General features: G+C 54.9%; 16 protein-coding genes. 2 read left to right on the top strand and 14 right to left on the bottom strand.

Annotated elements, in window-relative coordinates:
• Positions 1-15: 15 nt before the first annotated feature.
• The 3 genes from G542_RS0106760 to G542_RS0106750 form a co-directional block, all read right to left on the bottom strand.
• Positions 16-2,829, bottom strand: a complete 2,814-nt coding sequence (locus G542_RS0106760; protein WP_027823729.1) for a valine--tRNA ligase — start codon at positions 2,827-2,829, stop codon at positions 16-18.
• A 218-nt stretch (positions 2,830-3,047) separates the two neighbouring features.
• Positions 3,048-4,232 (bottom strand): acetyl-CoA C-acetyltransferase, encoded by a 1,185-nt coding sequence (locus G542_RS0106755; protein ID WP_027823728.1) that lies wholly within the window; start codon positions 4,230-4,232, stop codon positions 3,048-3,050.
• Between the two features lie 95 nt (positions 4,233-4,327).
• Positions 4,328-6,094, bottom strand: coding sequence for a PHA/PHB synthase family protein (locus G542_RS0106750; protein ID WP_244878688.1), 1,767 nt, complete (start codon positions 6,092-6,094; stop codon positions 4,328-4,330).
• Positions 6,095-6,465: 371 nt separating this feature from the next.
• Here G542_RS0106750 and phbB point away from each other — a divergent pair, with 371 nt between their 5' ends.
• The gene (phbB, locus tag G542_RS0106745) at positions 6,466-7,203 is read left to right on the top strand and encodes an acetoacetyl-CoA reductase (RefSeq protein ID WP_027823726.1); all 738 of its coding nucleotides are present in this window, start codon (positions 6,466-6,468) and stop codon (positions 7,201-7,203) included.
• Positions 7,204-7,270: 67 nt separating this feature from the next.
• On the opposite strand, the gene G542_RS17935 is transcribed toward phbB, so the two are convergent.
• From G542_RS17935 to lpxK, 8 genes are all read right to left on the bottom strand, one after another.
• A complete protein-coding gene (locus G542_RS17935; RefSeq protein WP_081666771.1) occupies positions 7,271-8,764 on the bottom strand; it encodes a SpoVR family protein in 1,494 nt (497 codons plus the stop codon).
• Between the two features lie 18 nt (positions 8,765-8,782).
• Positions 8,783-10,060, bottom strand: coding sequence for a YeaH/YhbH family protein (locus G542_RS17930; RefSeq protein ID WP_081666770.1), 1,278 nt, complete (start codon positions 10,058-10,060; stop codon positions 8,783-8,785).
• A 52-nt stretch (positions 10,061-10,112) separates the two neighbouring features.
• Positions 10,113-12,041 (bottom strand): PrkA family serine protein kinase, encoded by a 1,929-nt coding sequence (locus tag G542_RS0106720; protein ID WP_027823725.1) that lies wholly within the window; start codon positions 12,039-12,041, stop codon positions 10,113-10,115.
• 195 nt (positions 12,042-12,236) lie between these two features.
• Positions 12,237-13,496: a glycosyltransferase family 4 protein gene (locus G542_RS17925; protein ID WP_081666769.1), complete on the bottom strand. Its 1,260-nt coding sequence runs from the start codon at positions 13,494-13,496 to the stop codon at positions 12,237-12,239.
• A gap of 196 nt (positions 13,497-13,692) precedes the next feature.
• Complete coding sequence (gene adk / locus G542_RS0106705; RefSeq protein WP_012696587.1) at positions 13,693-14,349, bottom strand: adenylate kinase; 657 nt, start codon at positions 14,347-14,349, stop codon at positions 13,693-13,695.
• A 40-nt stretch (positions 14,350-14,389) separates the two neighbouring features.
• Complete coding sequence (kdsB, locus tag G542_RS0106700) at positions 14,390-15,154, bottom strand: 3-deoxy-manno-octulosonate cytidylyltransferase (protein WP_012696586.1); 765 nt, start codon at positions 15,152-15,154, stop codon at positions 14,390-14,392.
• Positions 15,154-15,333 carry a Trm112 family protein gene (locus tag G542_RS0106695; RefSeq protein ID WP_012696585.1) on the bottom strand — a complete coding sequence of 60 codons (180 nt, stop codon included), beginning with the start codon at positions 15,331-15,333 and terminating at the stop codon, positions 15,154-15,156. The genes kdsB and G542_RS0106695 overlap by 1 nt, the downstream gene beginning before the upstream one ends.
• Entirely contained in the window at positions 15,314-16,339 is a 1,026-nt protein-coding gene (lpxK, locus tag G542_RS0106690) for a tetraacyldisaccharide 4'-kinase (protein ID WP_012696584.1), read from the bottom strand. Before lpxK ends, G542_RS0106695 begins: the two co-directional genes overlap by 20 nt.
• Positions 16,340-16,760: 421 nt before the next feature.
• On the opposite strand from lpxK, the gene xseA reads away from it, so the two are divergent.
• Positions 16,761-18,104 carry an exodeoxyribonuclease VII large subunit gene (gene xseA, locus G542_RS0106685; RefSeq protein WP_034985184.1) on the top strand — a complete coding sequence of 448 codons (1,344 nt, stop codon included), beginning with the start codon at positions 16,761-16,763 and terminating at the stop codon, positions 18,102-18,104.
• 121 nt (positions 18,105-18,225) lie between these two features.
• On the opposite strand, the gene G542_RS0106680 is transcribed toward xseA, so the two are convergent.
• From G542_RS0106680 to G542_RS0106670, 3 genes are read right to left on the bottom strand one after another with little or no spacing between them, the layout of a single operon-like run.
• Positions 18,226-19,851 carry an ABC transporter ATP-binding protein gene (locus G542_RS0106680; protein ID WP_027823721.1) on the bottom strand — a complete coding sequence of 542 codons (1,626 nt, stop codon included), beginning with the start codon at positions 19,849-19,851 and terminating at the stop codon, positions 18,226-18,228.
• A complete protein-coding gene (locus G542_RS0106675) occupies positions 19,848-20,891 on the bottom strand; it encodes an ABC transporter permease (protein ID WP_034985183.1) in 1,044 nt (347 codons plus the stop codon). Before G542_RS0106675 ends, G542_RS0106680 begins: the two co-directional genes overlap by 4 nt.
• Positions 20,888-21,940 carry a GGDEF domain-containing protein gene (locus tag G542_RS0106670; RefSeq protein WP_027823719.1) on the bottom strand — a complete coding sequence of 351 codons (1,053 nt, stop codon included), beginning with the start codon at positions 21,938-21,940 and terminating at the stop codon, positions 20,888-20,890. The genes G542_RS0106675 and G542_RS0106670 overlap by 4 nt, the downstream gene beginning before the upstream one ends.

Raw genomic sequence — 21,940 nt, 5'->3', positions numbered from 1 at the left:
TTCCGTACGCCGGCCTCAGGCCAGCTTGAGCAACTGGGCCTTGAGCTTGGCCAGCTTGTCAGTCAGGTCAGCCAGTTGGACGCGGTCACGTTCCACCAGTTGTGCCGGTGCCTTGTCGACATAGCCGGGTTTTTCCAGCTTGGCCGTCAGTTTTTCGACATCGGATTCAGCCTTCCCGATTTCCTTGGTCAGACGCGCCGTTTCGGCGGCCTTGTCGATTTCAACTTTCAGCATCAGCCGTGCTTCGCCGGCAATGGCGACCGGAGCATCAGCATCAGGCAGCTTCTCCACCACCGCCGCATCCGACAACCGGCCCAACAGTCTGGCGTAGGGCAGGAAGTCAGCATAGGCAGCCGGCCCTTCGACAAACAGCGGTGCCTTAACCGACGGACCGAGGTTCATCTCGCCACGCAGGTTACGGATGGCATTGACCAGCTCCTTGAACACCGTCATGCGCCCGCAGGCTTCGGCATCCACCTTCGACATGTCGGCCACCGGCCATGCTGCCACCATGATGGAGTCGGTCTTTTTGGCATTGGCCAGCGGAGCAACGGTCTGCCACAGCTCTTCGGTGATGAACGGCATGACCGGATGCGTCAGCCGCAGCGCCACCTCCAGCACCCGCACCAGCGTGCGGCGGGTAGCACGCTGCTGGGCTTCATTGCCATTGGCCAGCTGCACTTTGGCCAGTTCCACATACCAGTCGCAGTATTCGTTCCAGACGAATTCGTAGATCAGCTGCGAAGCCATGTCGAAGCGGTAGGTATCCAGCGCCTCGGTCACCGCGGCTTCCAGTTCCTGCAGGCGGCTGATGATCCATTTGTCGACAAAGCTGTATTCCAGCGGCAAGGATTCGTCCTGACCGCAGTCCTTGCCCTCGACGTTCATCATTACGAAGCGGGTAGCGTTCCACAGCTTGTTGCAGAAGTTGCGGTAGCCCTCGGCACGCTTGAAATCGAAGTTGACCGAGCGACCGAGCGACGCGTAGCTGGCCATGGTGAAGCGCAGCGCGTCGGTGCCGTAGGCCGGAATACCCTCGGGAAACAGCTTTTCGGTCGCCTTGACGATCTGCGGTGCCTTTTCCGGGCGACGCAGGCCGGTGGTGCGCTTGGCGATCAGTTCGGGCAGCGCGATGCCGTCGATCAGGTCGACCGGGTCGATCACATTGCCTTCGGACTTGGACATCTTCTTGCCTTCGTGATCGCGCACGATGCCGTGGATGTACACGTCCTTGAACGGCACCTTGCCGAGGAAATGGGTCGTCATCATGATCATGCGCGCGACCCAGAAGAAGATGATCTCGTAACCGGTCACCAGCACCTGCGACGGCACGAAAGCCTTGAGTTCCGGCGTCTCGTTCGGCCAGCCCAGGCTGGAGAACGGTACCAGCGCCGAGCTGAACCAGGTGTCGAGCACGTCTTCGTCGCGGCGCAGCGTCTTGCCCGGTGCCTTGGCCTGCACTTCTTCCAGCGTGCGGCCGACGTAAGCCTTGCCGTCTTCGTCGTACCAGGCCGGAATCTGGTGGCCCCACCACAGCTGGCGGCTGATGCACCAGTCCTGGATGTTGTTCATCCACTGGTTGTAGGTATTGACCCAGTTCTCCGGCACGAAGCGCACTTCGCCCGACTCGACTGCGTCGATCGCTTTCTGGGTAATGCTCTTGCCGGTGGCGTCGCCTTCGCCCACCTTGGTCATGGCGACAAACCACTGGTCGGTCAGCAACGGTTCGATAACCGAACCGGTACGGTCGCCGCGCGGCACCATCAGCTTGTGCGGCTTGGTATCCACCAGCAGGCCGGCGGCATCCAGATCGGCCAGCATGGCCTTGCGTGCGTCGGCAGTAGACAGGCCGGCGTAGGCCGCCGGCAAGTCGATGCTGCCTTGCGCGCTGCCGTCAAAGCCGAATACCTGCGCCTTGGCCAGCATGGTGGCATCGAGGCTCATCACGTTGATCAGCGCGGTATTGTGGCGCTTGCCGACCTGGTAGTCATTGAAGTCGTGCGCCGGGGTGATCTTCACGAAGCCGGTACCGAAGGCAGCATCGACGTAATCGTCTGCGATCACCGGAATGGTGCGACCGGTCAGTGGCAGTTCAAGCTGCTTGCCGACCAGGTGCCGGTAGCGTTCGTCGTCCGGGTTGACGGCAACGGCCACGTCGCCCAGCAGTGTCTCCGGGCGGGTAGTGGCAACCACCACCACGTCGTCGGAACCGACGACCGGGTAGCGGATGTGCCACATCTTGCCGTCTTCCTCTTCCGAGATCACCTCGAGGTCGGAGACGGCAGTACCTAGTTTCGGGTCCCAGTTCACCAGGCGCTTGCCGCGGTAGATCAGGCCCTGCTCGTACAGGCGCACGAAGACTTCGGTCACCGCGGTCGACATCTTGTCGTCCATGGTGAAGTATTCCTTGTCCCAGTCAACCGAGCAGCCGACGCGGCGCATCTGGCTGGTGATGGTACCGCCGGACTTCTCCTTCCACTCCCACACCTTGCCGATGAATGCGTCACGCCCCAGGTCGTGGCGGCTGACACCCTGCTCGGCCAGCTGACGCTCGACAACGATCTGGGTGGCAATACCGGCGTGGTCCGCACCCGGCACCCACAGCGTGTTGTCGCCCTTCATGCGGTAGTAGCGGGTCAGGCCATCCATGATGGTCTGATTGAAGGCGTGGCCCATGTGCAGGGTGCCGGTGACGTTCGGCGGCGGCAGCTGGATGCAGAAGGACGGGCGGTCCGTATCCATGCTCGGCTTGAAATAGCCGGCAGCTTCCCAACGGTCGTACCAGCGGTTTTCGATATTGCCGGGTTCAAAGCTCTTGGCAAGTTCCATCATGTGAATTCTATGGCGCGAAAGCGTGAAAAATGGATCGATTGTAACCAAAAAGCCGGCTCTCTTGCTGCCGGCAGTCCCGGAAAGCCGAACCTTGCAACGAGAATGTCGCGCAGGTATCCAGCCGGAGCAAACCGTGACATGGCCGGAAACCGGCAAAACAAAACGGGCTGGCAACCGCCAACCCGTTTAAGCAAGAGCCAGAGCTCAGGACTTGTTTAGCACGCCTCAACAGCCAGGGCCACACCCATGCCGCCGCCGATGCACAGGGTAGCCAGGCCCTTACGCGACTCGCGACGCTGCATTTCATGCAGCAGGGTCACCAGCACGCGTGCTCCCGAAGCTCCGACCGGGTGGCCGATGGCAATTGCACCGCCATTGACGTTGACTTTGCTCATGTCCCATTCCAGTTCACGGGCAACCCCCAGCGACTGTGCGGCAAAAGCTTCGTTGGCTTCGATCAGGTCCAGATCCTGCAACGTCCAGCCGGCCTGGGCCAACGCCTTGCGGGTAGCCGAAACTGGCCCCATGCCCATGATCTCCGGAGCACATCCGGTCAGGGCATAACCGCGCACGGCGGCCATCGGCTTGAGCCCCAGTTCAGCGGCCTTGCGAGCCGACATCAGCATGACGGCAGCGGCACCGTCATTGATGCCCGAGGCATTGCCGGCCGTGACGGTTCCGTCCTTCTTGAAGGCCGGCCGCATTTTGGCCAGAACATCCATCGTGACACCGTGACGGACAAATTCGTCAGTGGCGAAAGCAACAGGATCGCCCTTGCGCTGCGGAAGCATGATCGGGGTGATTTCAGCTTCGAACTTGCCAGCCTTCTGGGCAGCTTCGGCACGATTTTGCGACAGGACCGCAAACTGGTCTTGCTCTTCACGGGTAATGCCGTACTTTTCGGCGATGTTCTCTGCCGTAATGCCCATGTGATAGTGGTTGTACGCATCTGTCAAGGCATCGTTGATCATGTGATCGAGCAACTGGGCCGATCCCATACGGAAACCATCGCGCGCGCCAGGCAGCAGATGAGGAGCCAACGACATGTTTTCCTGGCCACCCGCAATGACAATTTCTGCGTCACCCAGCGCGATGGCCTGGGTAGCCAGATGGGTTGCACGCAAGCCGGAACCGCACAATACGTTAAGCGAACTGGCCGGAGTCGTGATCGGAAGACCGGCCTTGATCAAGGCCTGCCGCGCCGGGTTTTGCCCGGTCCCTGCGGTCAGGATCTGTCCCAGAATCACTTCACTGACCGCTTCGGCAGCCACGCCAGTTTCAGCCAGCAAAGCCTTGATTACGGCAGAGCCAAGATCCGGTGAAGCAATTTTGGCCAGCGATCCGCAAAACGAGCCAACGGCAGTACGTTTGGCCGCGACGATAACGACTTCTTGTTGCATGAATTTCTCCTGCAGATTTCTCTGAATCTGGATGTTTGAATGGTGTGAAAAACCAGTCTGAAAGCATCTTGCCAAGACTGGCTTCCTGGCCGGAATCAGGCAGTCATCAACTCGTGCACTTTTTCCTGGACATAGCGCCCTGGTGCATCTTCGATCGGTTTGTATTCCCGATTGCCCGCTGTTTTTGGAGCTGCAACCATTTTACCTGAGCGCGGCTCCAGCCATGCATCCCAGTCTTTCCACCAGCTCCCGGGGCGAGACTCCGCCGCGGCCAGCCAGTCCTCAGCACTCAGGGTCAAATCCTCGTTGACCCAATAATTACGCTTGTCTTTGGTCACCGGATTGATTGATCCGGCAATGTGGCCGGAAGCACCCAGCACGTAGCGCCGCGAAGATGCACCTGTCAGGTACTTCACACCGGAGTACGCCGATTTCCACAATACGATGTGGTCTTCGCGGGCGGCAAAGATGTAAATCGGTACATCAATGGTACCTACATCGATCTTGACCCCGCATAAAGTCAATGCATTAGGCTGGACCAACTTGTTGTTGGTATACAACTCTTTGAGCAAAAAGGTATGCATCGGAAGCGGCAAATTGGCCGCATCGTTATTCCAGTACAGCAAATCGAACGGAGGTGGCGTCTTGCCCAAGAGGTAGTTGTTGACAACATAGTTCCAGACCAGATCATTCGCACGCAGGCTTGAAAAGGTTCGACCGATTTCCTTGCCAGAGACGATTCCACCCTGTCCGCTCGCCACTTTGGCTTCGCGTGCCCGGATCAGGTTTTCATCAATGTACATCTTGATGTCACCAGGCTCATCGTGGTCAATCAGGGAGGTCATGAACGTAGCGGACTCGACCCAGTCCAGCTTGCGGGCCTTCATTACGCACAAAGCCGTGGTCAAGATAACCCCGCCAACGCAGAAGCCCAAGAAATTCAGCTTGTCCTGTTTGCTGATCTTGCGCACCACATCTGCAGCGACCAAGACACCATCCTCTATGTAATGGTCCCATGTGTAGGTTTTGATGGATTCATCCGCTGATTTCCACGAAACCATGAATACTGTATAACCCCGGCTCACAAAATGGCGCATCATGGAATTATCAGGCTGCAAATCCATCAAATAATATTTATTGATGCATGGTGGAATAACCAACACTGGACGTTCATGCACCTGCTCAGTTGTCGGCTCATACTGTAAAAGCTGAAACAGCTTGTTCTCGAAAACAACCTTGCCCGGAGTTACAGCCACATTTTTCCCGACTTCAAAAAGGGACTCATCAGTCATGCTGATATGCCCTTTTTGCATATCTTCAAGCATGTGGCGCATACCTTCGACCAGACTTTCACCTTTGGTCTCAATAGCCTGTTTTATAACATCAGGATTGGTAACGGCAAAGTTGGCCGGACTCATGGCATCAATATATTGCTTGGTAAAAAATACCATTTTTTCTTTTTGTTCATCATCAACCATGGCACCATCAACCATTTCAGTCAGCCACTTCGACGTCAACAAATAGTTTTGCTTGATGAACTTATAAAATGGATGACCATCCCATTCGGGAGATAAAAACCGCTTGTCCTTTGCTGCTTGATCAACAGTAACTTGAGGTGTACGTCCTAAAAAATCCAGCCATAAATTTATTTGCTGTTGGTAGAAAGATTGCTGAAAAGCGAGCCAATTTCCAGACTGTTCTGCGACCCCCTTCCACAACGAAGCAAACGGATTCAATGGATCTTCAGGCAAAGCAATTTGACTCATATTATTGACAAGCTGCTGCAAAATATTTGCATTGTTTTCAGTAAGACTAGAGAAAAATTTTTGCAACAATTCAGTGCCGGCTTGTTCATTATTCAAGATTATCTCCTTTTTTAAATCTGTCAATCAGATCCTGACATTTACAAACCAATTATTCTTTAGTTTCAATCCCAGCAATCACTCCACCAACAAGGCATAAAACGATAAACAAATCAAATACACTATTACCTTAATGCATAAATTTTTACAACAACATACATATTAATTCAATTTATCCACACATCATCATCGATTGATGAAAACTTGACCATAGTCAATTTTTTTGACATGCACTATCAAAAAACATGTACATTAAATGAATAATCTATAAATTAGAACGCAAACAATGATCTTGACATAAACATTTTGTTTACTACAATAAATGACAAATAGAATTTTTGTCACAAAAGCAAAAAGGAGGAAACATTATGATCCAGCAACGTATCGCTTTGATTACCGGTGGAATGGGAGGGATCGGCACTGCGATCTGCAAAACCCTTGCCGACTCAGGATGTATCATTGCAACAACTTATTCGAAGCCAGGAAAAGAAATACAATGGTTATCTGACATGAAAGAGCAAGGATATACGATCCATGCTTATCAATGCGACGTAACAAATTACGAATCTTGCACCGCAGTAGTAAAACAAATAATACAAAAATTCGACAAAATAGATATTTTGGTAAACAATGCCGGCATAACAAAAGATAGTGTTTTCAAAAAAATGAACAAGACGGATTGGGATAGTGTAATCAGAACCAACCTGGACAGTTTGTTTAACATGACCAAACCAGTTATCGATTGTATGATTGAGCATAAATTTGGACGCATCATCAGCATATCTTCAATAAACGGCCAAAAAGGTCAATTCGGCCAAGTCAATTACTCTGCAGCGAAAGCAGGCATGCATGGCTTCACAATGTCCTTGGCTCAGGAAGTTGCAAAAAAAGGCATTACCGTCAATACCATCAGTCCAGGCTACATAGCAACAGATATGGTTTTATCCATTGACGACTCCATCAGACAAAAAATAATCGACCAGATTCCCGTTGGTCGCCTAGGCAAACCGGAAGAAATTGCACACTTGGTAAGTTACTTGGCTTCTGAACACGCAGGTTTTATTACAGGAGCAGATTATGCAATTAATGGTGGACAACACATGATGTAGTTACCATAAATGCAAGCCATGCTTTTTTGCATGGCTTGCATTTTATTATTACCCATTTGGAATCACATTAAATCACTCTGCAAACACAACCATTTTTATCGACACTTTCAAGTCGAACTTCAAACCCCCAGAGCCTAGCCATATGTTTTAATACTTCACGAGCACTTTCAACATCAACAGGCCTTCTGTTATGCTCATAGTGCCTCATAGTCAAGCTTCTATCCCCTCTTACATTAACAGACCATATCTGAATATTAGGCTCTTTGAGACTTAAATCATATTGATCCCTCAAAGAACTTCTAATGGCCTGATATCCTTCATCATCATGAATCGCCGGTACATATAGACTATCTTCACAATCATCATCTTTTATCGAAAAAAACCTGAAATCACGAATTACTTTCGGCGACAAGTACTGAGCAATAAAGCTTTCATCTTTAAAGTTTCTCATCGCAAAATCCAGAGAATCAATCCAATTAGAACCAGCAATATCTGGAAACCAATTTTTATCTTCGTCAGTAGGAGATTCGCATACTCTACGCATATCTTGAAAAATTGCAAACCCCAAAGCATATGGATTGATACCGTTGTAATGACCACTCATTACAGAAGGTTGATAAATTACATTTGTGTGAGATTGCAAAAACTCCATCACGAAGCCATCACTAACTAATCCTTTTTCATGTAACCTATTAAAAATGCAATAATGCCAAAACGTAGCCCACCCTTCATTCATTACCTGAGTCTGTCTCTGCGGATAAAAATATTGAGCCATTTTCCGCACAATTCTGACAATTTCCCTCTGCCATGGTTCTAATAAAGGAGCATATTTCTCAATAAAATACAATAAATTTTCCTGTGGCTCAGATGGGAATATTTCCGCCTCACCACCATCTTGGTCACGAGAATACTTAGGAATAGTCCTCCAAATATCATCTATCTGTGATTGCAAATACCTCTCACGCTCCTTTTGCCTGATACGTTCCTTCTCCAAAGACAATTTGGCAGGTCTTTTATACCTGTCCACACCATAATTCATAATGGCATGACATGAATCCAACAGTTCTTCAACTGCATCAACACCATATCTCTCCTCACAATCCACGATATATTTTCTTGCAAAAACGAGATAATCAATAATTGAATCTGCATCGGTCCATGACTTGAAAAGATAATTATTTTTAAAAAAACTATTATGACCATATGCAGCATGCGCAATAACCAACACCTGCATTGGCATGGAATTCTCTTCCATCAGGTACGCAATACATGGATTAGAGTTTATAACGATTTCATACGCAAGCCCCATATGGCCACGCCTGTAATTTTTTTCTGTTGAAACAAAATGCTTCCCAAAACTCCAATGCGGATAACTAATAGGCATACCGACAGAAGAGTAAGCATCCATCATCTGCTCAGCCGTAATAATTTCAAGCTGAACAGGGTAAACATCAAGCATAAACTCATCGCAGGCTATTTTTTTTATCTCAAGATCGAACTTCTCTATCAAAGAAAAATTCCAATCAGAGCAAGAAGTAATCAATCTTGATGGATGGTCCATGATCAGTCCCTTACAATCTTATTTAACAAATCCCACAGATTGTTTTTTAAAAAGCTCTCGAAATACTGGATAAATATCAGTTGGGGACCTTATTTTTTCCATTGCAAAATTACTGCTATTATCTTTGATACGAAGATATTCATACCAAAGATTTTGTGGCTCACCATCTGTTATCTCAATATATGCATAATATTGAACCAATGGTAAAATCTGACCTCCAAGTATTTGTCCACAACTAGCAGAATCGCTATCCCAGTTATCTCCATCTGATGCTTGGGCACAATAGATATTCCAATTTTGAGTAGGGAACCTGTTCGCAATTATCTTTCCAACAAGTTGTAATGCTGAACTTACAACGGTGCCACCAGATTCTCTGGAATGAAAGAAATCATGTTCGTTAACTTCTACGGCACTAGTATGATGACGCACAAAAACCAATTCTATCTTTTGATACTGGCGCCTCAAAAAAAGGTACAAAATTATAAAAAATCTTTTGGCAATATCTTTTTTTGACTCATCCATAGAGCCTGAAACATCCATCACACAGAACATGACCGCTTGGCTAGTAGGCATAGGCAGTTTGACACGGTTATTAAATCGTAAATCCAGAGGATCCAGAAATGGAATTTTGTGAACCTTTCTTCTTAAATCATGTAATTCCATTCTCAAAATCTCAATTGCATCATCATTCATGATGTCGCAAGTCAAAGCTTGATCTAGCTGTTCTTGCAAATCCCTTAATCTTGATAAAGCCGGAGACCCAACTGCAACTCTTCTAGACAAAGCGCTACGCAAAGATCTGATAATATTAATATTTGAAGGTGTCCCATCCAGAGTAATCCCAGCTCTTACAGTCTTGAACTCATCAATACCCATCAATTGAGTTTTTACCAAATTCGGCAAAGCTAAATCTTCAAAAAAAACATTAAGAAACTCATCACGGTTTAGTTGAAATATAAAATCATCAGTACCCCCCCCCCCATTTCCAGCCTTGTCACCCGTCCCTTTTTTTACATCATTTTGTGGCCTGGGAATTTTATCTCCTTTGACAAACTCTTCATTTCCCGGGTGTACAACTTCTCTCACTCCACCATTGCCATGATGGAAGGCAGGTTCAGACAAATCTTTCGCTGGAATCGTAACCAACTCCCCATTGTCTATATCAGTAATAGATCTTCCCTTGATTGCACGAGAGACAGATTCTTTTATTTGAGTCTTGAACCTTCTCAAAAACCTCTCACGATTTACAGCAGATTTATTCTTGCCATTTAATCGTCTATCAATGATTCGTGACATAATAAATCACCCAAACATGATATGCATGCACAATGATTAGCCATAAGTAGAATCAACTTGATTTCCTGACCCTCAAGTACCATTCACACAATAAGCGCACTTGCTTGGCCGTATATCCCTTATCAACCATTCTATTGACAAAATCCTCATGCTTTTTAGCATCATCAAAACTTGATTTCGTATTAAAGCTAATAACCGGCAACAACTCCTCGGTATTGGAAAACATTTTTTTCTCAATTACCATGCGCAGCTTTTCATAACTGGTCCACAGTGGGTTTTTACCAGAATTATTAGCCTTTGATCGTAAAACGAAATTTACGATTTCATTTCTGAAATCTTTTGGGTTAGATATCCCAGCCGGCTTCTCTATTTTCTCAAGCTCACTATTAAGTGACCCACGATCAAAGGATTCACCTGTATCAGGATCCCTGTACTCTTGATCCTGTATCCAGAAATCTGCAAAAGTCACATAGCGATCAAATATATTTTGACCGTATTCAGAATAGCTTTCCAGATAAGCCGTCTGTATTTCCTTACCAATAAATTCAACGTATTTTGGTGCCAGATATTCTTTTACAAAACCCATGTATCTTTGTTCCAGTTCTTGAGGAAACTGTTCTCTTTCTATCTGCTGTTCAAGTACATACAGTAAATGCACGGGGTTTGCTGCCACCTCCACGTTGTCGAAGTTAAAAACCCTGGATAGTATTTTGTACGAAAAACGGGTGGAGAGCCCTGCCATGCCTTCGTCCACTCCGGCAAAATCCCGATATTCCTGTATTGATTTTGCTTTGGGATCAGTATCTTTCAGGTTATCACCATCATAGACCTGCATCTTGCTATAAAGATTTGAGTTTTCCACCTCTTTCATTCTTGAAAGGACTGCAAATTGCGCCATCATTTTCAAAGTACCTGGCGCACAAGGAGCATCAGAAAGAGATGAATTTTTTATAAGCTTTTCATATATTTTTATTTCCTCAGATACGCGCACACAATATGGAACCTTGACAATATATATGCGGTCCAAAAATGCCTCGTTATTTTTATTATTTTTAAACTGTTTCCATTCTGATTCATTAGAATGAGCCAGAATGATCCCATCAAACGGCATGGCACCAAATCCCTCTGTGCCTTTGAAGTTTCCTTCCTGTGTTGCGGTCAAGAGCGGATGCAACACCTTTATCGGTGCCTTGAACATCTCTACAAACTCGAGCAACCCTTGGTTGGATAAACACAGCCCTCCAGAGTAGCTGTACGCATCCGGATCATCTTGTGAATATTTCTCGAGTTTCCGGATATCCACTTTACCAACCAAAGAGCTGATATCCTGATTGTTTTCATCACCAGGTTCTGTTTTTGAAATGGCAATCTGGCGCAAAACTGAAGGGTAACGACGTACAACCCTGAACTGATTGATGTCACCATTGAATTCATGCAATCGCTTGACAGCCCATGGGCTGGGAATGGTCTTGAGATAACGCCGAGGAATACCATATTCATCCTCCAAGATTGCGCCATCTTCATCATGGCTGAACAAACCAAGTGGAGACTCGTTTACCGGACTACCCTTGATGCAGTAGAACGGTATTTTTTCCATCAGTTCCTTCAGTTTTTCAGCAATGGAAGATTTACCACCTCCAACAGGTCCCAGAAGATACAAAATCTGTTTTCTCTCCTCGAGCCCCTGAGCTGCATGACGAAAATAGGCAACAACTTGTTCAATTGCTTCCTCCATCCCGTAAAACTCCCGGAATGCCGGATAAACCTTGATCATCTTGTTCATGAAGATGCGGGACAAACGTGAATCGTTGCGTGTGTCCACGATTGCCGGTTCTCCGATTGCCATCAGCATCCGCTCTGCGGCTGAGGCATAAGTCAGAGGATTCTGCCGGCAAAGTTCGAGATATTCCTTGAGCGAATATTCTTCTTCCCGGATACGGTCATAGCGTGAAGCGAATCGTTCAAAAACATCAGCTGACATGATGTGCTCTCCTGTCATTCAATTTTTTGACTGAAGCAAAACATTTTGTGGTCTCAATTGGGATATAGCACACGCTCGCCACACGCCCAGCTTTCAGATGAATCATTTTTAACGTCAATTATTCAAACCAGTCTGGATGACAATGCTTTCGTTATGGCTTTCAAACGACCGTAATGCTTCGCATGACGTTTCAAATCACGTCATGTTTTTTTCCATTATTTGAGTCAGGCCGGCAACTGTCTGACCAAGCTCATGCCGCTCCTCGATACGTCTCCTGGCCGTACAGCTAATTGCCAGAGACAACTCTGGAGAATCCAGCAAGCGGATAATGGAAAGGGACAATGCCTTCACCTCACCTGGCGTAACCAGCAATCCGTCAATGCCCTCCCGTACCAGTTCCGGCACGCTGGCAACACGGGTTGCAATGCAGGGCACTCCCATGGCCATGGCTTCCAGCAATGTGCAAGGCACCTGTTCTCCGAGACATCCATGGACATACGCATCGGCCTGGCGCAAGTGGTAATAGCGTTCTGCCAGAGTGGCTTCGGGGTGCCAGACAACCCGTTCACTGATTCCCAGCCGGCATGCCTCCGCTTGCAGATCTGGTAAATCCGGGCCGCTACCCACTATTGTCAGGGAAACACGCCGTCCCTCCCGGACAAGCCCGGCAACAGCCTGCAACAGCAGCCCATGCCCGTGCACTGGTTGCAAACCGGCAATGGACACCAGACGGAACTCATCCTTGCGTCCAGGAGGGGGCTGCCAGTCAAAACGCAGCAGGTCAATGCCGGCAAGGCATACATCAGAGCACTCGAAAGCCTGTTGCCCGGCCTGCCACCACATCTGGCCACGTACATGCCGGCTAGATGCCAGGACAAAGCGACAGCTTTCAGGCAATGAGTGCCAATACGCGGCAGGCAAGGATGCAATTACACCCGACTGGCTGATGTGAAGGGAATGTGCAATACCCAGGTTTGCCAGTACAGGCACAAGGTCAGCAGTCTGTTCACTGATGCGCACATGCAAGTGTTCAAGCTGGTTCTGGCGCATGAACTGCACCAGGAGAAAAGCCTTGCACGCTGCCAGCAGGTGGTGGCCGCATGCCTGACCAGTGCGAGCAGAACGCCATGCCAGCCCAAAGGCACGCCATCCATTCCGGGGATGCTGCTGCAACAACCGGATGACTGCCGCAAAGCCCGACTTGCCAAGCCCCAGTCTCCGGACATGTACCTTGTTGCCCCGGTGAACCTGTTCCTGCCCTGTCGCCAGCGGGTCCGGGGCGGCATCCAGTGACACGGGAAAGACCTGATGTCCCAGTCGCCCAAGCTCGCAAACCTCCCGCTCTGCGTACGGGTCATCTCCTTCCGTCCCTCCCAGCAGGTAAGCAAAGCGCAGGATACGAACTGAGGCTCCTGCCTTGGCCGGAGGGCGAGGCGTATAAAGCGTGGCATCCATATGCGTCTCGACTGGAAAGGCGATGTTTCAGTCTATACGCACACTCTCCGGCCTGCTCCGCAAGGACATGTCGGCCATGCCAGAAAAACAGACAGCCCGGCAGGCAAAGCCTGGCCGGGCTGTTGTGGCAGCAAGCGCATGTCAGCAGTTCAGGACAAACCTCAGCAGGACGCCTGCCATCAGGTTACGGGCGTTTTCAGGCACCCAATGCGCGGAAAATGGCATCACGGATACCGTCAACCGAGCCGACCCCCGGAATCTTGACATAGGTCGGAGCCGTCTTGTCGCCGGATGCCGCCATGTTGGAGTAATAGCCCACCAGCACTTCGGTCTGCTCATGGTAAACCGCCAGCCGCTTGAGAACGGTTTCCTCGTTGTCGTCAGCGCGCTGGATCAGGTCTTCACCGGTCTCATCGTCCTTGCCTGCCACTTTCGGCGGGTTGAACTTGACGTGATAGGTCCGGCCCGAGGCGACGTGCACACGACGCCCGCTCATGCGCTCGACAATCGCGCTGTCCGGCACGTCGATTTCCACCACGAAATCCAGATTCACACCGGCTGCTTTCATGGCTTCGGCTTGCGGAATGGTGCGCGGAAAGCCGTCGAACAGGAAACCGTTGGCACAGTCGGCCTGGGCAATGCGCTCTTTCACCAGCCCGATGATTATGTCGTCAGATACCAGACCACCGGCATCCATGACTTTTTTGGCTTCCAGCCCCAGCGGGGTTCCAGCCTTTACGGCAGCACGCAGCATGTCGCCGGTGGAAATCTGCGGAATGCCGAATTTCTGGCAAATGAACTGGGCTTGCGTGCCTTTGCCGGCGCCCGGTGCGCCCAACAGGATCAACTTCATGGTGTGGCTCCAATGTAGATAAGTATTGTTGTCGTCGTTTTCAGGGTGCTGCAAAACTCTGGCGCACGCGCTCAAGGTCTGCGGGCGTATCCACGCCAGCAGCCGGTGTAGCGTCAAGCACGGTGACCGCGATCCGGAATCCGTGCCAGAGCACGCGCAATTGCTCAAGCGCCTCCAAGGATTCCAGCGGGGAAGCTTCCAGCGAGCGGTATTGCCGCAGGAATGCAGCGCGATAGGCGTACAATCCGACGTGACGCAATGCCGCCATGTCTGGCGGCAGTACGTCCGGCCGGGCAGCGAACGCATCGCGGGCCCAAGGCAGCGGGGCCCGGCTAAAGTAAAGAGCCTCGCCATGCCGGTCAAGAACGACCTTGACAACATTGGGGTTAAAAAAATCGTCGGCATCGTGCACCGGATGGGCCACCGTGGCCATCGGGGCACTACTGCCGGCCAGCGTGGCTGCCAGCCGGTCAATGACGGCCGGCTCGATCAACGGCTCGTCGCCCTGCACGTTCACGACCACCTGGTCATCCGGCAGAGCCAGCAGGTCAGCCACTTCGGCCAGACGGTCGGTGCCGCTCGGATGATCCGCGCGCGTCAGCAGGGCCTCGACACCATGAGCGGCACATGCATCGACGATGCTGGCATGATCGGTCGCCACCACCACGCGGGATGCGCCGCACTGCAAGGCCCGCTCGGCCACGCGCACCACCATCGGCTTGCCGGCAATGTCGGCCAGCGGCTTGTCAGGCAGACGCGTGGACTTGAGGCGCGCCGGGATGACGACGACAAAACCGCCAGCCATCATGCGTCCTCGTCAGCGGCCAGTTCGCGGGCATCGCTTTCCAGCATGACGGGAATGTCGTCACGCACCGGGAAAGCCAGCCGGTCTCCCTTGCAGACCAGTTCGCCGGCCTCCTTTTTGTAGACCAGCGGCCCCTTGCAGATCGGGCAAACCAGAATTTCAAGCAGCTTGGCGTCCATGCGGAAGTCCTTCGAGCGTATGCACCAGCCAGTCGGCCAAATCGGGCTCAAGCCCCGCCGACACTGGCAAAGCCCAGAGTGTAACATTGTTGCAAGCGACAAGTTTCACCGCATCCTTCTCGGTCACCAGAACTGCCCCGGCCACAGGCACGTCGGCCGGCACAAAGGCATGATGATCCGGAAAAGCCAGCGTTTGCCGCAACGGAATCCCGAGCTGGCGCACCGTGTCAAAAAACCGCTCGGGATGCCCGATGCCGGCCAGCGCCACGCAATCCAGCTCTTTGAATTCCTCCGCAGCCCGCTGTTCTGCCGGTGCACTGAGCTGCCAGAACATGCCGGGCTGCAAACGCATCCGGAAAACAGGCACATGATCCGGCAAGCCGGCAGGCAGGCTGCCCTCCCCGTTCAGCACCACCGCATTCACCGAAGCCAGCCGGCGAGGGCCCTCCCGCAAGGGTCCGGCCGGCAAGCGCCAGCCATTGCCCAGTCCGCGCGCCGCGTCCAGTACGGCGATTTCAACATCGCGCCCCAGCCGGTAATGCTGCAAACCGTCATCCGACAGGATGACATCCACCTCCGGATGCGCCGCCAGCAAAGCCCGGGCCGTCGCCACGCGGTCCCGTCCCACCCACAGCGGGCACCCCGCCCGGACCAATAGCAGTGGCTCGTCTCCAACCTCCGCCGGGTCACTGTCCGGCAGCACAGGCGTCGGCTGGCGGTGCCGGCCGCCATAACCGCGACTGATCAGCCCCACCTGCCAGCCCCGTACCTGCAACTCGCTGACCAGATAACGGGTCAGCGGCGTCTTGCCGACACCACCGACATTGATGTTGCCAACCACCACGACCGGCACCGGCACATGACCGGCCCGCAGTACTCCCGTGCGATACAGCAGGCGCCGCAGCGCCGACAGGACGACAAAAAGCCCCGACAGCGGTGCCAGCAGGCACAGGAGCCAGCGGCGCGGCGCATACCAGTGCGACTCGATCAGGCGGGCCAGGCTCATTGCCAATCCTCTTGATGCGACCATTGCGCAGGGCACAGCAGGGAAAACGACACGGGGCATGACTCCGGCAACGGGCAAACGCTACACTTTACGCGAGCGGTTCCGGGACAGCCAAGCAGGCCCGGAACGCCGGCCGGTACAAAAACCGGCAAACGCTTATCCGGCAAGGCTTTTTTCCGGTCATCCACAAATCCTGTGGATAACCCTGTGGGGAAAAGTCGCCCGCTCCGGCCAAAGCCTCGACAGACGAGGGTTTTACTGGGTTGCCTGTTTTGTAGGCAAATATTTTTTATTCAAAAAAATCAACAACTTGAAATTATCAAGCGGTTTTTTGTCACGTCATGACGCCGCAACATTCCCCTCCACGCCAGCAAGACAAATCTGTGGATGGCTTGACAAACATCAGGAAAACCGCTCCCACATGACCATCCAGAACAACATCATAAGTGTTAGCGAACTCAACCGTATCGCACGTGAATTACTGGAAACGGCCATTCCACCGGTCTGGATCAGCGGGGAAATCTCCAACCTGACCCTCGCCGCCTCTGGCCATGCCTACTTTTCCCTCAAGGACGAGCGTGCCCAGATCCGTGCCGTCATGTTCCGCAACCGTCTGTCCCAGCTGGGTTTTCGCCCGAAAGAAGGCCTGCGGGTCGAAGTGCGCGGCACCGTATCGCTCTACGAAGCACGCGGTGACTACCAGATCAATGTCAGCCAGATGCAGGAGGCCGGTCTCGGCGCCCTGTACGCAGCATTCGAAGCGCTCAAGACCCGGCTGGCCGCCGAAGGACTGTTCGACAATCAGCTCAAGCGTCCGCTGCCAGCGCACCCGAAAGTCATCGGCATCGTCACCTCGCTGCAAGCCGCGGCCCTGCGTGACGTACTGACCACCCTGCGCCGCCGGGCTCCGCAGATTCCGGTCGTGCTCTACCCCACCCAGGTACAGGGCGACACGGCACCGGCCCAGATCGTGGCCGCCATCGAAGCGGCCAGCCGCCGGCAGGATGCCGATGTCCTGATTGTCTGCCGCGGAGGCGGCAGCATCGAAGATTTGTGGGCATTCAACGATGAACAGGTTGCCCGCGCCATCCGGGCTTGCCGCCTGCCGGTCATCAGCGGTGTCGGGCACGAAACCGATTTCACCATTGCCGACTTTGCCGCCGACGTACGCGCCCCGACGCCGACGGCGGCGGCCGAGCTGGTCAGCCCGGACCGCGACGCCCTGCTCTCCCGGCTGGCCGAACTGGATTTCCGGCTGGGCCGGGCCATGCACCACCGGCTTGACCGCGCCAGCCAGCAACTCGACCGGCTGGCCCTGCGACTGACGCACCCCGGCGAGCGGATTGCCCGCCAGCGCGAACGGCTGGCTCAGGCCGAATACCGGCTGCACCAGCACTGGGCCCGGCGGCAAGAGCTCGCCCGCCTGCAGGTCGTCCATCTGCAAACCCGGCTGCTGCGCGCCCGCCCCTCACAAGAGCGCCAGCAAGCCCTGCTGGCCAGCAACCGCCAGCAGCTTGCCCGTGCCATCAGCACGCAACTGGAACGCCAGCACCACCGGCTGGCATCCCTGTCTGCCCGGCTTGATGCCCTCGACCCGCAAGCCGTACTCGCCCGTGGCTACGCCATTGTCGAAAACGCCCGGGGGCAAGCCGTGCTGGACCCGGCAGCACTGGCACAAAACGAACGCGTCACCCTGCGGCTGGCACTGGGTAACACCGGCGCCCGCATTGACCGTCCGCCACAGCAGGGCGAGCTGCCGGTCTGACCGCACGCCTGTTGTACTTCATGAACAAAGGGCACTCCGGCGTGGCAGCAGAAAACAGCAACGGAGCAATACCGGCCAGCGGTTTCGTCACGCTTGCCGGCATTGCGCCGGCAACACGTACTCAGGCCACGGCTGATTGCCCGTTGCTGTCCGGGGTCATGGCCGTCAGTACCTCCGGTTCGTGCCCCAGCGCGGCAGCCAGCAGCCGGCGGGTGTAATCGGCCTGCGGGCTGGCAAACAGCGCTTCGGTCGGCCCCTGCTCCACCATCCGGCCGTTGCGCAGCACCAGCACTTCGTGGGCAATGGCGCGGATCACCGCCAGATCGTGCGAGATGAACAGATACGCCAGTCCGTACTTCGCCTGTAGCCGCAACAGCAGATCCAGCACCTGTTTCTGGATCGACACGTCCAGCGCACTGGTCGGCTCGTCCAGCAGCAACACTTTGGGCTCCAGCACCAGCGCCCGGGCAATGGCGATGCGCTGCCGCTGTCCGCCGGAAAACGCATGCGGATAACGCGGCAAGGCGCCGGAATCCAGCCCGACCTCGGCCAGCATGGCAATCACCCGCTCGCGCCGGGCAACCGCGTCCAGTTCGGGCCGGTGCAGGCGCAACCCTTCGCCGACGATTTCTTCCACCGTCAGGCGCGGCGACAGCGATGAATACGGATCCTGGAACACCACCTGCAAATCGCGCCGCAAAGGCCGCATGGCCCGCTCGGGCAAGGTCAGCAGATTGTGCCCGCCAAACACCACTTCACCGGTTCCGGCCAGCAGGCGCAGCAGCGCCAGCCCGAACGTGGTCTTGCCCGAGCCGGATTCACCCACCAGCCCCAGCGTCCGTCCCGGCAGCAGCCGGGCACTGACTTCACGCACGGCCCGGGTATCGTGATGGCCAAACCAGCCCTGCCGCCGGCGGAAGGTCACGCTCAGGCCGTGCGCTGCCAGGACCGGCGGCGCGTCACCTGCCGCTACCGGCGGCAAGGGTTGCGGCCGGCTGGCCAGCAGCGCACGGGTGTAGTCGTGCTGCGGCCGGGAGAACACTTCGGCCACCGGCCCGCTTTCCACCACCTCGCCCGCGCGCATGACCGCCACCCGGTCGGCAAAGCGCCGCACCAGGTTGAGGTCATGGGTGATGAACAGCACGGCCATGCCGTGCTCGCGCTGCAAGTCCGACAGCAGGTCGAGAATCTGCGCCTGCACGGTAACGTCCAGTGCCGTGGTCGGCTCGTCGGCAATCAGCAGTTTCGGACTGCACGCCAGCGCCATGGCAATCATGGCACGCTGGCGCTGCCCGCCCGACAGCTCGAACGGATAGCGGTCCACCTTTTCTTCCGCTTCGGCAATGCCGGTACGCGCCAGCAGGGCGATCGCCTCGGCCCTGGCCGCCGCGCCGCGCAGCTTGCGGTGCAGCCACAGCGCCTCACCAATCTGCTCGCCGATGCGGTGCAGCGGATTGAGCGCCGTCATCGGCTCCTGGAAAATCATGGCGATCTCGCGCCCGCGCACACGCGCCAGCCCGGCTTCGGGCAACTGCAAGAGGTCGCGCCCCTGCCAGTCGGCCCGGCCGCCCAGCACTGCCTCGGGATAAAGCCGCAGCAGGGCACTGGCCGCCTGCGTCTTGCCCGAGCCGGATTCCCCCACCAGCGCCAGCTTCTCGCCGGCTGCCAGCGTCAGGCTCAGGTTGCGCACGACTTCGTGGCTGCCAAAGCGCACGCTCAGGCGCTCGATCTGCAACAGCGCACTCATGCCCGTCCCTCCGTGCGCGGGTCCAGCGCCTCGCGCAGCCCTTCACCGATGAAGATCAGCAGGGTCAGCGTACCGGTCAGCACCAGAAAGGTGGCAAGCCCGATCCACCAGGCGTCCAGGTTGTCCTTGCCCTGCGCCAGCATCTCGCCAAGGCTTGGCGTGTCGGGCGGCACTCCCAGCCCGAGGAAATCCAGCGAAGTCAGCGCGAGGATGGCGCCGGAAATGCGGAACGGCAGAAAGGTGATCACCGGCGTCAGGCTGTTGGGCAGCACATGCCGCCACATGATCGCCAGCGGCCCCAGTCCCAGCGCCCGCGCGGCCAGCACGTATTCCATCTGCCGGTTTTTCAGGAATTCCGCCCGCACGTAATCAGCCAGTCCCATCCAGCCGAACAGTGCCAGCAACACCAGCAGCAGCCACAGGCTGGGCGTGAACAGCGACGCAAAAATGATCAGCAGGTACAGCTCGGGCATCGAGCCCCAGATTTCGATAAAGCGTTGCAGGAACAGGTCGGTCCGCCCGCCGAAATACCCTTGTACGGCCCCGACGGCCACACCGATCAGGGTGCCGACAGCGGTCAGGGCGAGGGCAAACAGCACGCTGAGGCGAAAGCCGTACAGGAGGCGCGCCAGAATGTCGCGCCCGCGGTCATCGGTGCCCAGCCAGTTGTCGTGACCGGGTGGCGCAGGAAACGGGTCGGCAGCGTAATAGTTGATGCTGTCAAAGCGGTGCGGATTGGGCGGATACAGGGCAAAGTTGCCGTCCCGGGTGAGTTTTTCCACCACGAACGGATCGTGGTAATCCGCCGGCGTGGCAAAGTCGCCGCCAAACGTGGTTTCCGGATAATCCACCAGCAGCGGGAAATACCAGTCGCCCTGATAGTGCACCAGCAGCGGGCGGTCGTTGCTCAGGACTTCGGCGAACAGGCTGACGGCAAACAGGCAGCCAAACAGCCACAGGCTCCACCAGCCGCGCCGGTGGGCCCGGAAACGCTGCCATGCCCGCACACGTGGCGACTGGTAGGCCGCCACCCCGCTCATGCGGACACTCCGGCGGCCGCCAGCATGGTGCGGTTGCGCCCGTTGCGTTTGGCCTGGTACAGCGCCGCATCTGCCCGGGCCATCAGGCGCTCGGGCGAGATATCGGCAGCACCGGGAGCCAGCATGGCGGCCCCCAGTGACACGCTGACTTGCAGTACGCAGTCCGGCGAGACATGCACCGGCTCGCCGGCAATCGCAAGACGGATGCGCTCAGCCACCAGCTGCACGTGACGCACGGGCGTGGACGGCAGCAACACGGCAAATTCCTCTCCACCGATGCGTGCCGCCACGTCACACCCCCGCAGCTGCTGGCGTACCCGTCGGGCCAGCACCTTCAGCACCACGTCACCGGCCTGGTGACCCCAAGTATCGTTGATGCGCTTGAAGTGGTCGGCATCCAGCATCAGGCAGGCCAGCGGGTCGCCATGACGCCGGGTACGCTGCGCTTCTTCCTGCAAGCGCTGCTCGAAATACCGGCGGTTGTAGAGACCGGTCAGCGGGTCGGTCAGCCCCAGCCATTTCAGCCGTTCGCGGTTCAACACGTTTTCAAGGCACAGGGTCACGATGGCGGCAAACCGCTCGAGGAAATCCGTCCCCTGCCCCGGTTCATAGTGGGCTGCATCGTGGCAGCCGATGGCCAGCAGGCCCAGCAGACTGTTCTGGCGTACCAGCGGCAGCACGGCAGCACTCAGCACCGGACCCTGCCACGGCAGGCCGATCTGCACTTCATGGCCGATCCGCCCCAGGAGCGGATCGCGGCACCCGGCAGGAAATACCTGTTCCAGTGCGCCAGCATCGCGCAGCAGGACCAGTCCGGGCGGCAGTGTCTCGTCCAGCCCCAGGATGGTGGCAATGTCGCCATCGGGATCGGCCACCACCAGCAGGGTTTCGCGCGGAGCCAGCACTGCGGGCAATTCGTCGCGCAGCACGGCCAGAAACCCGGCGAAATCCGGTGCGCCGATCAGTGACAGTTCGAGCGCCTGATAGCGGCGGTGCAGGTTTTCGTTACGCAGGGCGTGTTCCAGCAGGGAGTCAAGCGTCAGGCTCAT

Source organism: Laribacter hongkongensis DSM 14985 (genome assembly GCF_000423285.1).
GTDB lineage: Bacteria > Pseudomonadota > Gammaproteobacteria > Burkholderiales > Aquaspirillaceae > Laribacter > Laribacter hongkongensis.
Note: the sequence above shows the minus strand (reverse complement) of the source record. Positions and strands in the feature narration are given on the sequence as shown.